Genomic DNA, 14,550 nt, shown 5'->3' on the forward strand with positions numbered 1-14,550 from the left:
GTCGGAAATGTTTCGTCTGATGCGTATCGCTGATCAAATGCAGCTACCTGCCAATACGTGCTTTCGACCAAAAGCAGCCGCTGCGTAAAGCGGCCTGCCATGACCGCTCTCGCAGACACTATCAATACGATGTTACGCCACACCACTTTCAGAAAAGCCTATCTCCAGACTACGTGACGATTTAATCATGGCGGCACACTCATCACTGATGACAGGCTTACTGAAAAGATAACCCTGCATTTGATCGCAGCCATACGCCACGAGCAGTTCTAACTGGTCGATTGTTTCGACGCCTTCTGCAATAACTTTAAGACCCAATTCGTGCGCCAATACGATTACCGCCCTGGTGATCGCGGCGTCCTCATGATTGCTGGTGATATCTTTGATGAACGCCCTGTCGATTTTGAGGGCATCAAGAGGAAATCGCTTCAGGTAGGCCAAACTGGAATAGCCCGTTCCGAAATCGTCGACCGAAAGGCTTATGCCATACGATTTTATATCTCGAAGTATCTCAACCGCCGACTCAGGATCGATCATCAGCATCGACTCGGTCAGTTCGAACTCTAAAAGAGCGGGGTTGATACCGTATGCTTCAACGACATGCTTGACGGTTTCAGCCAGGCCTTTTACCTGAAGCTGTCTGACGGACAGATTGATGGCGATCGGCACCATCCTGACATTACTCTCTTCCCAGCTTTTCAGGGTTTCACAGACTTTCTGGATCACCCACACGCCGACAGGAATGATCAGGCCAGTGTCCTCAAGAATAGGAATAAAATCGGCCGGAGAAATCATTCCTTGCTCCGGGTGATTCCAGCGCAATAAGGCCTCCAGACCACTTATCCTGCCATCGGTGAGGCTGACCTTTGGCTGAAAATGCAGAATAAACTCATCGCGCTCAAGCGCACCCCGCAACAGCGTTTCAGTTTGCAAGCGCCTGGTTAAACTTTCGTTCATCCGGGCATTGTAGAACTTGTAATTATTACGACCACTTTTCTTCGCGTGGTACATGGCGGTATCTGCATTCTTCAAGATAACGCCCGTGTCACGCCCGTCAAACGGATAATTAGCGATGCCCACACTCGCTGAAACAAATATATCCTGGCCGCCCAGGTTGAACGGTTTACCCAACGCATCAACAACCTGGGTCGCCAGCGATTTGATGAGGCTCTCGGAATAGACGTTGTGTGTGACGACGATCGAAAACTCATCACCTCCCAACCGCGCAACCACACTGTTCTCATCAATGCAGTCTTTCAAGCGTCGACCTGCCTGGATAAGCAATTGATCGCCTACCGAATGCCCCATGGTGTCATTCACGGCTTTGAACCTGTCCAAATCTATGAATATGACGCTTACTGCATCTGGCGCTGACGTGGTCCGACTGATTATCTCGCGCAGATAATTGCTGAGAAACCAGCGATTAGGCAGACGGGTGAGCGAGTCATTTTCGGCCAGGTAGGTCAGCTTGCTCTTTGCGTCATACCTTTCAAGCGCGGCTGCCAAGAGGTTGGCAAGTGTCTGAAGGTAGCTGACATCTTCACGCGTAAAGCGGTAATCCCTGCTGGCATACACCCCAAGAACGCCCTTGAAGACTTCTCTGCAAGAGATATCAACCTCCAGGCCACTCCTGATACTGCACGCCTCCACTGCTTCATCAGGAAGCAGCGTGTACCTGTTATCAGGCGCATCAGCATTAATGACAAACCCGGCGGAAGAAGCAGTGCCGTTCAAAAAATCATTGTGATAACCACTGCGGATTTCAACGTCGGTGAAGCCAACCTCAGCGCTGAGGATGAGCTCATGACTCACTCGATCAACGACCCGTAAAGCGGCCTTGCGCAATTTCAGTCCTTGCGCCGCAGTCAGTGCTGCCAGTTCACCCAGAGCACTGACGTTTTCTTCCGTCAACGCCTGCTGACCAAACAAGGCGATCAGGTTTTGCCTTCTGGAGTTATCCAGAATCGCCACCTCAAACTCTTTTCGATCGGTGATATCGATATCGATGCAGATATATTTTTCAACGCCGCCCAGGTCATCGAGAATAGGTATGACGGTGCGTCGATGCCATGCAACCTTGCCGGTACGACCTGAGAGCCTGACCTCACCGTTCCACACCTCATTTTCAGGTGCCCATTGCCAAGGTTCATTGGCTGAAGACATGCCGGTCCAGACTTCATCGATCGTCAACTCTAAAAGCTCGGCTCGCGAATGCTGTGAGCTTGTTACGAATCGTTCGTTAACGTAGGTGATACGTCCGGAGGCCGACACTTCGCAAACGATCGACACCTCATCCAGGGCATTTTTATGCTGCACCAAGGTGTTCATCAACGATTCGATACGCAGGCCAAAGTGATTGCGCATACTCGCGGCGGTACGGTTTACCGCTTTTATAGCCTCCTGTATTTCCATGGGAGCATCAGCGACCAACATCGCTTCTGCTGCCACTGCGCCTGAAGCGATTTCTGCCTCATAAGAGTGGAGCTTGCCCAGGTGGGCAAGCGAACGCTTGATCATGAACCCCATCAACATCAAACTTATCAGCAGGAAAAATACTGCAAAGAGTGTCGCCTGGATCACCAGACTGTAGAGCTCAGCAGCAATTCTCTCGGCATTAAAAGACAGACGCATCACGCCATAATCTTTCCCGCCAATAGTGATCGGACGATTGACATCGAATAATCGTGCAGCGACTTCAGACTCTATCCATGCAGGCGCTCTTCCAAGCGGCGCACTGGCGGCCTCAAGGCGAATGACGCCACCCGACAGATCAATAAACATGGCCGACTTGAACGGCGAGCGAGCCAGGGTTTTTTCGAGGGTTCTTTTGATGGTGTCGTAATCGCCGATGACGACACTCTCCTCTACCGCTTGCGCGGCAACCTCGATCAGCATGTTAGCGGTGTCTTGAATCTCTTCAATATGCTGAAGCAGCTGATTTTTATAAAACAGGCCCAGGCCCGTCGTCAAAAAAGTCAGAATCAGAACAGATAACATCGCCAGTATTCGCGACGTCAGTGATTTGGGTAGCAGGCTTTTAAAGAAATTCATTAACAGCCTCTCCAGCTAAAGTTGAAATTATTTACTTGAGGTTTGCTGGCAAACTATTATAAAAATCACGATAGGACGCATAATCCGCTTCCGTCGCAGGAATGAAGGTAATCGGTGCCGGTGCATGGACCAGCTCGGTCGCCTCACGAAGAACCCTGCTACCGTCGGGATCGTTTTGCATGTTAAAAAATGCGTTGGCTACCGCATCACGTTCTTTTTTGGAAACCCGAGGGGATGCCATGAGGGCCAAATCGTTGAACGAGGCCGAACTCCACAGGACGCGGAACAACTTCCCTTCTCTCTCCGTGTAGCCGCTTACCAGCTGTGAGTTGGCCCCCATCGCTTGAGCCTTGCCGCTAAGGAGTTGGCTGAAAGCACCGTCCATGTTTCCTGCGAACACAGTAGACGTATTGATCTTCTTCTTGACCAATTCCGAACTTGTCACTTTATAAGCAATGAACGCTTCCGGTCCCGGATACACGACTTCCTTGCCCTCCAGCTCCGAAAGGCTTTGAATTGGCGAGTCGGCAGGCACCACGATTTGCCCCTCAAGCGCAGGCGCGTCACGGCGACCAAACACCTTCCAGCCCATCTTGTCGCGTTCCGGACTAAAAAGATGATTGGTAAAAGCGAAATCAACTTCTTGTGCGAGCACATAACTCGTTGTATCAGAGGACGTTCGCCCTAATTTCAGCGTGAGATTCACGCCGCTTTTTTCAGACACATACTTTATGATTGGATTCCAAAAACTGGCTGAAAGATTAAGATTGTACTGATTGACAGGCGAAAAGTTGTACACTTTAAGCTCTTCAGAAACCGCCACATTCGACAAGGCAAACGACAGGGCGATCATGATAGCTTTGCAGCTTAGGCGTAACTTCACTTGTCAACTCCGACTGTACAATAACGGCTTATCCAACGATGATTAGAGCCAACTTAATCTCAGCAATATCGTATAATCGGCCGCGCCCCTTGAATCTTAAGCACCGATTGCATGAATAAATGTTAATGGCCAGCCACCACACCTGCCTGTCACCGCCACAGGCAGCTCTCTGTCAAAAACAGTCGCTCAGCACAGCACAAACGGCTGACGTCACCCCGGCGAAGAAGAGTAATTGAGATATCTTGTCGAGCTGTCGATCCGCTCAACATTCCAGGGAAGCCAATGCTCATTTCACTCTTGTCAAATGGTCAGCCACAAACGCCAGACCGATTGGAGCCGATGGCCCCCTGGTGGAGCTTCACGAAAACGGTCCTGGCTGCGACGGCTCTCTCGTTGGTACAGGATGGACTGATCGGGTTGGACGACCCCATTTCCGATCAGCCTTTCACGTTACGCCAGTTGCTGCGGCATGAAGCAGGGCTGGCTGACTACGGAGAGCTTGCGGAGTATCACACCGCCGTTGCTAACGGTGAGCCCGCCTGGCCGGCAGATGAAATGATGCGACGTCTTGACGTTACTCGACTTCGATACAGCCCCGGAACCGGATGGCGTTACTCGAACGTCGGCTACTTATTCATCGGCAGGCTCATTGAACGGCTGACCGATCTGACGCTTGATGATGCAGTGATTCAACGTGCGCTCGCCCCTCTGGGCATCTCGAACGTTCGCTTTGCTAAAACGCGAGCCGACATGCAAACGACCCATCTGGGAAGTACCTCGAATTATGACCCCGCCTGGGTTTACCACGGCTTGTTGATCGGTCCGATTTCACAAGCAGCGCTGTTTCTGGATCGACTTCTCAGTGCAGAGCTCCTCTGCGCGGGCTTGCTTCAGGAAATGCAGACAGCACGAACACTAGGCGGCCCGATTCCAGGGCGCCCATGGATCACGCCGGGATATGGCCTCGGCTTGATGCAAGGTTCGATTGACGGTGGGTATTCTCTGTCCGGGCACACAGGCTGCGGGCCAGGCAGCGTCATTGCTGTCTACCGCATCGGCGACGGTCAAGCATCGGCTTGCTGCGCTGTTTTTAAGGCGGACTCCACTGAAGGTGCCGTTGAAGCCATCGTCGTTGAGCAACTGATGCAAGCTCTACGACAGAATGGCTGAAGGCGTCAAAATGCTTTGGGCGTAGATGTCATCATGCGTTGAATGCCTGCTTCGACTCGATACTGACGACCGATCAAACAAAAAACCGCTCTTTCAACGGCACCAACGCCGCCCCCAGAGCCGCCGCATCACCATTCGTCTCGCTCAGCAATAACTGCGGCCGAGGCGGTGGGGAGTTGTAGCGATGGGTGCCCCAGAAGGTCGTCGCGTCGATCAGGCGTTTTCCCAATTCGGGCGGTAATTGCCCGCCAAACACCACGGCCTGCGGATCGAACAACCCGGCCAGTGCGTTGACCAGGCGATCCAGTGTGGGCTTGACGCGTGTCAGCCAGGTATCCACACCGGGCCAGTCGGGGTCGAAGCGCAGGCGCAGGTCTTCGATGGAGTCGACCTGCACGCCGCTCTGATGCAGGTCTTCGAGCAAGTAACGCAAAGCCGGGCGGTTTATCGATTCTTCGTCGCTGTAGAGGGTGATCTCGCCTGCGTTGCCGTGGCTGCCGAAATACGGTTTGCCGTTGATGACGACGCCCGCGCCGAAACCGAAGTTGAACGACAGGTAGATGAAGTTGCTGGCCCAGGCGCCCACGCCGACCAGGCTTTCGCCGATGGCTGCGGTGGTGGCGTTGTTTTCCAGCCAGACCGGCATGCCGAAGCGTTCCTCCAGCACCGGTTGCAGGTCCATCAATGACCAGTCGCGCAGCGGTTCAGGCGCATTGATCTGGCGGTTCTCGAGAAAAAAGCCGGCAATCGCGAAGCCCATGCCGACGACGCGTTGCACTTCGATGCCGTTGCGCTGAAGCATGCGTTCGATGGTCTTTTCCAGCGAATCCAGGGTGCTGTTGCGGCTTAACGGCGGCGTGCGCAGGGTGACTTGTTCCAGCACATTGCAGCCCAGATCGGCGACACAAACTACTGCCGAGTCGGTGTTGATCGATACACCAATGGCATACACCGCTTCGTTGACCAGTTCGATGCGCGGGCTGGGTTGGCCGCGACCGTTTTTGACGCGCTCGCCACTGCGCAGCAGGCCACGACTGATCAGTTCTTCGATGAGCCGGTGCACCGACTGCTGAGCCAGGTCCATCTCGGTCGAAACCGTGGCACGGGTGATCGCGCCTCGACGACGAAGGATGTCCAGCAACTTGCGTTCATTGAGGCTCAACGGTTGGTGCGAATGAAGTGGCGTGTCGAGGTCGAGAGGCATGGAATCTTCAAATCATAGGAGGATTAAAACAGTCGGCGTGTGAAGCAGTGTATCGCCCACCATCCATTGCACACTTCAATCATGAAAATTTAATAAAAGTGGCGCAGGTCACAAATACTACACACAACCTGTATTAAATGGCATTGAGTTCTTGTGAGTGTCCTCATGCCTTCCATCCGTAAGACGTTTTCCGTGCTGGCCCTGCTGTCGCTCGCTGCACACGCCTTCGCTGCACCGGCCGAGTTCTGGTACAGCCACAGTGGCGCGGCCGGGAGTGCCATCGCGGATTTGTGCAGAAGCTTCAATGCACAACGCGAGGAAAGTGATCGCCTGCACTGTATTCGCCAAGGCAGCTATGAGCAGACCCTGCAGAAAACCGTAGCTGCTTACCGGGCGGGCATAGGCCCGGCACTGGTGGAGATTTACGACGTCGCCACGCCTGACATGCTCTTGGGCGGTGCCACCCGACCTGTCGAGGCGATCATGGCCGATCATCACAGGGCCTATCCCGACGACACCTTTCTGCCAGCCTTGCGGCGCTACTACGCCGACGAACACGGCACCCTCGCGGCGCAGCCTTTTGCGGCGTCAACAGCCGTGCTTTACACGCACCGGAATGCGTTGGCCGCTGCCGGGATCAGCGAGCCACCCGCCACGTGGGAAGCCTTCGCGGATGCCTTGCGGGCCCTGAAGAAAAACGGTCAGAAATGCCCCGTCGTCAGCGCGTTTGCGCCCTGGATCTGGCTGGAGCAGACCAGCGCAGCGCAAGGCACCGCCGTTGCTGTTCGCTCCGCAGGCAGTGACCGTTATCAATTCGACGATGGCGCCCATCTGCGCCTTATGAAAGACCTCGCGCAATGGACCCGTGAAGGTCTGGTGGTCCATGAGGATGCAACCCGCAGCGGACAGCAGGCACTGGCGTTTGCCACCGACGACTGCGCCATGCTGATCGACTCCACCGGGGCGTGGAATGTTGTGCACAGCGCGCCCGAATCCGATATCCAGGTCACGGCACTGCCGATTTACGCGGGTACCCAGCGACGCGCCAATGTCCCCGGAGGCTCCTCGCTGTGGGTGATGCGCGGGCATTCCGTGAGGGATTATCGGCTAGTCTCGGAATTCCTGGCTTTCGTGCTGCAACCGGACAACCAGTTGATGTTCAGCGCACGGACGGGCTACTTGCCCGTCACTCAGGCTGGCGCTGCACGTTTGCAATCTGCTGCCAGCGAGCCATCCGCAATCACGCTTGGACTGACAGTGCTGAACGATATCGACGGTCAGCCCTCCGCGCCTTTGCGCTGCGGATTTATCACGCTGATGCGTCTGATCTGGTCACAGGAAATGGAGAACGCGCTCGCGGGTCGCCAGAGCATCGATCTGGCCCTGCGCCAGACGACGCTGCGCGCCAACCAGCTGCTGGGTCTGTTTCAGCAGATGCACCAGGCCCAGGCCAGCAATGAGTCAAACGAGGCAACGCCATGAAACCGCGTGCACATTTCCCTCAGCCACGTCTGGCGCTGCTGTTCGCCCTGCCGCAACTGCTGGCGCTCGGCCTGTTCTTCTATTGGCCTGCGGTCCAGGCCATCTGGTGGTCGTTTCATCTGGTGCCGCCCTTCGGCGGTAATGAAATCTTCGTTGGCCTGAGCAACTATTGGCGTGTGCTGAAAGACCCCGGCGTGCTGGCGTCGCTGGGCTCGACGCTGGTGTTCAGCTTATCGAGCGTCGTGCTTTCGATCCTCATCGCGCTGGTGCTTGCGCTGTGCCTGGAACTGAAACTGCGCGGCAACGCCGTGTTTCGCAACCTGCTGATCTGGCCCTACGCGGTATCGGGCGCGACCATCGGTATCGTCTTTCATGTGCTGGCCAATCCGGTGATGGGCATCTTCGCATGGCTCAACGCGATTGCACCCGGCACCTGGGCGCCCTACTCCAGCCCGATACAGAGCATGCTGTTGCTGATCGTGGCGTATGCCTGGTGCCTGGTGCCGTTCAACTTCGTGATGCTGGTCGCCAGCCTGAAATCGGTGCCCGACGACTACCTCGCCGCTGCTGCACTGGATGGCGCAGGTCCCTTGCGGCGCATGCTCGACATACAACTGCCCCTGATCGCGCCCTATCTGCTGTTCGTGTTTGTCATCGACCTACTGGAAAGCCTGTCGAACAGTTTCGGGCTGGTCGACACCCTCACCCAAGGCGGACCTGGCGACACCACCAATGTGCTGGCCTACAAGATTTACACCGACGGTTTCATGGGCCTGGATCTGGCAGGCTCATCAACCCTGTCAGTGCTCATGCTGCTGGCGGTGGTGGCGCTGAGCGTCGCTCAATTCAAACTCCTGTCGCGCTTCCAGCGTCGCGGGGTGAAAGCATGATCGAGCATAACCGGCTGTTCAACGCAGGCGCTTATCTGTTGCTGATCCTGGGGCTGGTGTTCGCGCTGGGCCCGCTGTACATGGCGGTCTGCTCGGCGACCGTCGGCAATCCACAACTGTTCGCCCACGGTCTGGCGGTCATTCCCGGCGACCAACTGCTGGAGAATCTGCAGCAGGTCACCCGGCGTCTCGATCTGTTACGCCTGCTGGGCAACAGCCTGCTGGTCGCCACGCTGGTGGTGATCGGCAAGCTGACGCTCTCGGCGCTGACGGCCTTTGCCGTGGTGTACTTTCGCAGCCGCTACAGTTCGGTGATTTTCTTCGCTGTGCTGGGGGCGCTGCTGCTGCCGCTGGAAGTAAGGATCATCCCCACGTATTCGGTGGCCAGCGATCTGCTCGCCCCCGTACGCAGCCTGTTGCACTGGCTGGGCATTCAATGGCTGCCGCTGCCGACCATCAATTTGCTCGACAGTTACCCCGGCCTCGCCCTGCCGCTGATTGCTTCGGCCACCGGCACCTTCCTGTTCCGGCAGTTCTACCAGACGCTGCCTGCCGAGCTGGTAGAGGCCGCACGCATGGACGGTGCCGGACCCTGGCGGTTCTTCATCGACATCCTGCTACCACTGTCGAAGACCAACTTTGCAGCGCTCGGCACGCTGGTGTTCATCGGCGCCTGGAAGGACTACCTGTGGCCGCTGGTCGCAACCAATCGCGAGGACATGCGCACGCTGGTGCTGGGCGTCGCCAGCTTCCTGCCAACCGATGCGACCCAGGTCCCCGAGTGGAACCTGCTGATGGCCGCTGCTGTGGTCAGCATGCTGCCGCCCATCCTCGTCATTGCGCTCATGCAGCGATGGTTTGTCAAAGGCCTGATTGGAGTCGGTAAATGAACGCGCTCACCCCTATTACCTGCGCGCCGGATATTGTCCTCAAGGGCCTGCACAAAACCTATGGCGCAGAACCCATCCTTCACGGGCTCGATCTGGTTTTCAAGGCGGGCGAACTCAACGTCATCCTCGGTCCGTCCGGGTGTGGCAAGTCCACGTTGCTGCGCATGGTGGCCGGGCTGGAAGAGGCAAGCCAAGGGCAGATTCTCATGGGCGGCCGCGACGTTACGCGCCTGCAGCCCAAGGAGCGCGGTTGCGCCATGGTGTTTCAGAACTACGCGCTCTACCCGCACATGAGCGTGGCTGACAACATCGGCTACGCGCTCAAACTGGCGCGGGTTGCACGCAAGGAGCGCGAGCAGCGCATCCGCGAGTGCGCAGCGTCACTGGGCCTGGAGGACCTGCTGCAACGCAAGCCCGGAGAGCTTTCCGGCGGCCAGCGCCAGCGCGTCGCCATCGGTCGGGCGTTGATCCGCAAACCGCCGGTGCTGCTGTTCGATGAGCCGCTGTGCAATCTGGACAGCGCGCTGCGTCATGAAATGCGTCTGTTGATTCGCAGCCTGCACCGGCAGACCGGCGCGACGATCCTGTATGTCACCCATGATCAGACCGAAGCCATGACCCTCGCCGAGCGTGTGGTGATTCTCGACAAAGGCCGTGTCGAGCAGATCGGCACGCCCGCCGAGATCTACGATCAACCCGCCAGCACCTTCGTCGCCAGCTTCATCGGCACGCCGCCCATGAACCTGCTGCCGGTTCACTGCCTCGACGACCGGTTTTTGATGCTGGCCGACGGTCAACGCCTGCCCATCGAGCTCGGCATTGCCAGCAACCTGACCGGCAAATGGCTGATGGGCCTGCGCCCCGAGACCTTCATGCTCGACCAGGAAGGCGTGACTGCCACAGTGGAGTCTTCGGAAAATCTGGGCAGCCACACGCTGCTGTATTGCCAACTGGCTGGAACGCGCTGCGTTGTCAGCCTGGCCGGACGGCAACATCAGATACCCGGCACCCAGGTTCGACTCGCGATCAACTCCACGCCCTTGCTGTTCGATATCGAGACCGGCCAACGCCAGCTCGTGACTTTCTCCCACACCACCAAGTGACCCGCCATGCTCAAACCTGCTCCCCTCGTCCGCTCGTCCCTGATTGCCCATCGCGGTGCCAAGGCTTACGTGCCGGAAAACACTCTGCTGGCCCTGGAAAAAGCTGCCGCATGCGGCGCCGAGTGGGTCGAAATCGACGTGAAGCTGACCCGTGATGGCCAGCCGGTCGTGATTCATGACGACTTGCTGGACCGCACCACCAACGGGCGCGGCGCCGTGGTGCTGCATGAGCTGCAAGCTATCCGCATGCTGGACGCGGGCAGTTGGTTCGCGCCTGAGTTCGCCGGCCTGCAGGTCCCGACTTTTGAAGAGATCGTGGCCTGTGCGCTGCGCCTGAACCTGGGTTTGCAGGTCGAACTCAAGCCGACCATTGGCGACGATGTCGAGACGGCGGAAGTGGTGATGCCGATCCTCAAAAATCTGTGGCCCGCCGACAACGATCGGTTGTTCGTCTCCAGCTTTTCGGTGCGCTCGCTAACGGCCGCCCGCCGCTTGTGGAACGACGTACCACTGGCTATCGCCTCCGTGGTGGCGCCTGCCGACCCGGTCGCGCTGTTGGCCGAATATGACTGCCGGATACTCCACGTACTTGACGATATGCTCGATGACCATCACCTTGTTCGCCTGAAAAGCAGCGGCGTCGAATTCGCCGTGGCTACCATCAACAGCCCGAAGCGTGCGCACTACCTGCTGGAACATGGCGCACAGTCGATTCTCAGTGATTACCCGGACTTGTTGAACCTGCCGAACGGAGGCTGTCTGCAATGAACAACCGACTCAGCGTCGCGATGCAAGCCGTAGAAAAGGCCACTGGCCTGGCCATGGCGTATTTTAACGACCGCCACACCCTCGACATCACCACCAAAAGCGCGCAAGACCTCGTCTCCCGCGCCGACTTTGAAGTGGAACAACTGCTGCGTGCAGAACTGAGCAAACACTTCCCCGACGATACAATCCTCGGCGAAGAAATGGGCGGCGAATTCATCACCGACGGCTGGGTCATCGACCCCATCGACGGCACCGGCAACTACCTGCGGGGCACCCCATTGTGGGGAATCGCGGTGGCGTACATGTCGGCAGGCGAGCCCGAAATCGGCGTCGTCGCCTACCCGGCACTGGGCTACACCCTGGCAGCCCGCACGGGCGATGGCTTGCTGCGCAACGGCGTCCCCTTTTTCCGCCCTCAACCACCCGAGCACCTGCGCATCGCTGGCGTCGGTGAAAACACCCGCTGGGATGCCGAAGAGATGGGCAAACTGCACCTGAGCCTGCGCCGACAGGGCTGGGGCCTCGCCGGTTATCGCTGCGCCACCATCGGCCTGGCGTTCGCCGCTTTGGGGCAGACAGACGGCTACATGGAGAAATTCACCAGCCTGTGGGACATCGCAGCGGGCGCAGTGATCTGCCGGGAAGCCGGATTGTTGTGCACGATTGAAGGCGAACAGAAGCAAGGCTCGATGACGGTGATGGTAGGCCGTGAGGAGTTGATGGGGATTTTTGGTGCGTAATGCGCCGGGCTAGTCGACGCAGTTTTCTGACTGCATTTGTCCGCCTGCTGGCGTGCCTGCCCTTCGTCAACAGCAGGCTGCTGGCGGCAGAACCCTTTACCGCATTGCGCCAGCCTGCAGCCGAGAAAGGCATAAGGTTCGGCTTTGCGGTTGATCCGGCAAAGCTGAATGACGACGCGGCCTATCGGCAACTGGTCGCCCTACAGGCCAGCATCGTTGTGCCAGAAAATGCCTTGAAGTGGCAGGCCGTCCACCCCGAACCAGAGCGTTACAACTTCGCGCCCGCCGACGCAATCGCGGCGTTTGCCAAAGCGCATGACCAGCGTATGCGCGGGCACACCTTCTGCTGGCATCGCTCTTTACCCGAATGGGTTCACCACACCGTCACCCCGATGAACGCCGAAGCAGTGCTGACGGCGCACATCAGTACCGTCGCCAGCCATTATCGCGGCCTCATCAGCGCATGGGACGTCGTCAACGAAGCCATCCAGTTGGAGGACGGCCAGCCTGACGGGCTGCGCAATTCATTCTGGTATCAGATGCTCGGGCCTCGCTATCTGGACATAGCCTTCAAGGCTGCGCACAAGGCCGACCCGGACGCCCTGCTCTGCTACAACGATTACGGCCTGGAAAAGGATACCCATTACGGCGAAAGCCGACGCACTGCCGTGCTCGCCATGCTGCGCAGTCTCAAGCAGCGGGGCATTCCGATACACGGCCTCGGCATTCAGTCCCACCTGCGTGCAGGCGACACATTTGGTCCGGGCCTGTCTCGCTTTATTCTGGCAGTGCGTGGTATGGGATTGTCGATCCACATCACGGAACTCGACGTCGATGACAGCCACTTGACGGGGTCCATCGCAGATCGTGATGGATCAGTTGCAGCGACTTATAAGCGGTATCTCGACGTGGTGCTTGCCACGCGCTCGGTGTCTACCGTTATTACGTGGGGCGCTTGGGACAGCCCGCATGTTGCCGGCGCCACGGCCAGCAACGGGCCGTTGGCACAGCGGGCATTGGCATTTGGCCCACGAGGTGAGGTTAAGCCGGCAAGCTGGGTGATCGCGCATTGTTTCGAAAACGCGCAAATGCAGAAGGATGCGCGGATTTAGGTGCTCAGCGGCTTCACGGCAGCAGTACAGCCGGAGTGGTTCAGCGCTTTCTGACGCCTGAAAACAACGAAGCCCCCGATAAACGGGGGCTCCGGTTCTGGAACTGAATGGCAGGTTCCAGCTATATCCTAGAATGGTTGTAGCCACCACAAAGTCTGGTGCTTTCGGCGAGTGAGTGACCCCATATAATACGGCCACATCCATCCGATGAACCTGCACCAAGAAAACAATACGCAAAGAATAATGTAAGGTTTTTGCTAAATAAGCGCTTTTCACTATGAAATACTTTACAAAGTATAGCACCCACATTTCGCTTCGCCCCCATGTCAACGAAGCCGCCCATCAGTAGAGCAAGCTTGCGCATTTTTAGACCGAGATGCCGCCCACTGATATGAAGCTAGCCCTGCTGAGGATCATCGCTGCAATACACTGTCCACGAGGGTGTAGGTTGCTAGCATCCGCTAGTGACTGTGTAGCTGGAGCTAGGCATTTAGCTTGGCTTTCAGTTTGAGCTTAGCGGTAGCGGCTGCCATGGTGCTTGGCATAGCTGCATCGCTATGCTCGTTCGGAATGGAAAAACCTCCGGCTGTAAAAATGCAAGCTATAGCCTCAAAGCGCCACGATCCGTGGCGAATTTTTAAGCACGTATGAAGTGCGATGGCACATACATATAAACCAAAGAGAGACAATCATATGAGTATCAAACCCGGACCTAAACCAATAGCTGAATCTACTGGCAAAGAAGATCAGCGCCGACGTGTTACACCCGAGAACAAACCCAAACACCCCGATCTGGATGTACACAAGCATAGAAAAGGTAAGTGACCCATAAAGCTTCGACTTGCATCGCGAGGCTTTCAAAATGAACTCAATCGATTGCTAGTAGAAAAATGAGGACTTTTGAATCACAAAAAAACCGCTATTTGCGGCTTTTTTGTGATCACCACTTAAAAATAACCCAATGATTCGCGCCTCTAGGAAATCGCTGAATAGCCCAAATCAAACGAAATTGTTAAAGATTCACAAAGCCCACACAGCGGCCTCGACATGGCAGTTGAGCGCTTTCAACTCTCTTACCAGCCGCTACGTAGAGGTGCAACAGATGCTCGCTGCGACATTCGCGATGTCAAGCCTTGCAGGTAAACGACCTGTCTGAGCAACGCCCTAGCGCAACATCAATGAGCCATCACGTGAACGATTCCATGCGACATTCGCAGATTTTCACCATTTCCTAATCATTGGGTTGATAGAGCCCCT

At 56.7% G+C, this 14,550-nt stretch carries 11 protein-coding genes; 8 read left to right on the forward strand and 3 right to left on the reverse strand.

The annotated features are described in order from the left end of the window. Positions 1 to 132: 132 nt before the first annotated feature. Positions 133 to 3,051, reverse strand: coding sequence for a bifunctional diguanylate cyclase/phosphodiesterase (locus tag GE543_RS20975; RefSeq protein WP_153222296.1), 2,919 nt, complete (start codon positions 3,049 to 3,051; stop codon positions 133 to 135). A 31-nt stretch (positions 3,052 to 3,082) separates the two neighbouring features. Continuing rightward, positions 3,083 to 3,904 carry a phosphate/phosphite/phosphonate ABC transporter substrate-binding protein gene (locus tag GE543_RS20980; protein WP_153222297.1) on the reverse strand — a complete coding sequence of 274 codons (822 nt, stop codon included), beginning with the start codon at positions 3,902 to 3,904 and terminating at the stop codon, positions 3,083 to 3,085. Positions 3,905 to 4,216: 312 nt separating this feature from the next. Here GE543_RS20980 and GE543_RS20985 point away from each other — a divergent pair, with 312 nt between their 5' ends. After that, the gene (locus GE543_RS20985) at positions 4,217 to 5,104 is read left to right on the forward strand and encodes a serine hydrolase (protein ID WP_153222298.1); all 888 of its coding nucleotides are present in this window, start codon (positions 4,217 to 4,219) and stop codon (positions 5,102 to 5,104) included. A 73-nt stretch (positions 5,105 to 5,177) separates the two neighbouring features. Here the strand turns inward: GE543_RS20985 and GE543_RS20990 are convergent, their stop codons facing one another. Then, a complete protein-coding gene (locus tag GE543_RS20990) occupies positions 5,178 to 6,308 on the reverse strand; it encodes an ROK family transcriptional regulator (protein ID WP_046271163.1) in 1,131 nt (376 codons plus the stop codon). 165 nt (positions 6,309 to 6,473) lie between these two features. On the opposite strand from GE543_RS20990, the gene GE543_RS20995 reads away from it, so the two are divergent. From GE543_RS20995 to GE543_RS21025, 7 genes are read left to right on the forward strand one after another with little or no spacing between them, the layout of a single operon-like run. Beyond that, positions 6,474 to 7,790 (forward strand): extracellular solute-binding protein, encoded by a 1,317-nt coding sequence (locus GE543_RS20995; protein WP_153222299.1) that lies wholly within the window; start codon positions 6,474 to 6,476, stop codon positions 7,788 to 7,790. Further along, positions 7,787 to 8,680: a carbohydrate ABC transporter permease gene (locus GE543_RS21000; RefSeq protein ID WP_003419592.1), complete on the forward strand. Its 894-nt coding sequence runs from the start codon at positions 7,787 to 7,789 to the stop codon at positions 8,678 to 8,680. The genes GE543_RS20995 and GE543_RS21000 overlap by 4 nt, the downstream gene beginning before the upstream one ends. After that, complete coding sequence (locus GE543_RS21005) at positions 8,677 to 9,570, forward strand: ABC transporter permease subunit (protein WP_046235109.1); 894 nt, start codon at positions 8,677 to 8,679, stop codon at positions 9,568 to 9,570. The genes GE543_RS21000 and GE543_RS21005 overlap by 4 nt, the downstream gene beginning before the upstream one ends. Then, the gene (locus GE543_RS21010; protein ID WP_153222300.1) at positions 9,567 to 10,673 is read left to right on the forward strand and encodes an ABC transporter ATP-binding protein; all 1,107 of its coding nucleotides are present in this window, start codon (positions 9,567 to 9,569) and stop codon (positions 10,671 to 10,673) included. The genes GE543_RS21005 and GE543_RS21010 overlap by 4 nt, the downstream gene beginning before the upstream one ends. A 6-nt stretch (positions 10,674 to 10,679) precedes the next feature. Next, positions 10,680 to 11,441 carry a glycerophosphoryl diester phosphodiesterase gene (locus GE543_RS21015; protein ID WP_046235107.1) on the forward strand — a complete coding sequence of 254 codons (762 nt, stop codon included), beginning with the start codon at positions 10,680 to 10,682 and terminating at the stop codon, positions 11,439 to 11,441. Beyond that, positions 11,438 to 12,181, forward strand: a complete 744-nt coding sequence (locus GE543_RS21020) for an inositol monophosphatase family protein (protein ID WP_046235106.1) — start codon at positions 11,438 to 11,440, stop codon at positions 12,179 to 12,181. Before GE543_RS21015 ends, GE543_RS21020 begins: the two co-directional genes overlap by 4 nt. Next, entirely contained in the window at positions 12,181 to 13,293 is a 1,113-nt protein-coding gene (locus GE543_RS21025) for an endo-1,4-beta-xylanase (RefSeq protein ID WP_153222301.1), read from the forward strand. Before GE543_RS21020 ends, GE543_RS21025 begins: the two co-directional genes overlap by 1 nt. Positions 13,294 to 14,550: the final 1,257 nt, after the last annotated feature.

The sequence above is a fragment of the Pseudomonas sp. SZ57 genome (assembly GCF_009495975.1).
Taxonomy (GTDB): Bacteria; Pseudomonadota; Gammaproteobacteria; order Pseudomonadales; family Pseudomonadaceae; genus Aquipseudomonas; species Aquipseudomonas syringae.

Bases quoted from the DNA above. Each gene is read 5' to 3' on its own strand.
- GE543_RS20975 (WP_153222296.1), bottom strand. From the start codon at position 3,051: ATGAATTTCTTTAAAAGCCTGCTACCCAAATCACTGACGTCGCGAATA.
- GE543_RS20980 (WP_153222297.1), bottom strand. From the start codon at position 3,904: ATGATCGCCCTGTCGTTTGCCTTGTCGAATGTGGCGGTTTCTGAAGAG.
- GE543_RS20985 (WP_153222298.1), top strand. From the start codon at position 4,217: ATGCTCATTTCACTCTTGTCAAATGGTCAGCCACAAACGCCAGACCGA.
- GE543_RS20990 (WP_046271163.1), bottom strand. From the start codon at position 6,308: ATGCCTCTCGACCTCGACACGCCACTTCATTCGCACCAACCGTTGAGC.
- GE543_RS20995 (WP_153222299.1), top strand. From the start codon at position 6,474: ATGCCTTCCATCCGTAAGACGTTTTCCGTGCTGGCCCTGCTGTCGCTC.
- GE543_RS21000 (WP_003419592.1), top strand. From the start codon at position 7,787: ATGAAACCGCGTGCACATTTCCCTCAGCCACGTCTGGCGCTGCTGTTC.
- GE543_RS21005 (WP_046235109.1), top strand. From the start codon at position 8,677: ATGATCGAGCATAACCGGCTGTTCAACGCAGGCGCTTATCTGTTGCTG.
- GE543_RS21010 (WP_153222300.1), top strand. From the start codon at position 9,567: ATGAACGCGCTCACCCCTATTACCTGCGCGCCGGATATTGTCCTCAAG.
- GE543_RS21015 (WP_046235107.1), top strand. From the start codon at position 10,680: ATGCTCAAACCTGCTCCCCTCGTCCGCTCGTCCCTGATTGCCCATCGC.
- GE543_RS21020 (WP_046235106.1), top strand. From the start codon at position 11,438: ATGAACAACCGACTCAGCGTCGCGATGCAAGCCGTAGAAAAGGCCACT.
- GE543_RS21025 (WP_153222301.1), top strand. From the start codon at position 12,181: ATGCGCCGGGCTAGTCGACGCAGTTTTCTGACTGCATTTGTCCGCCTG.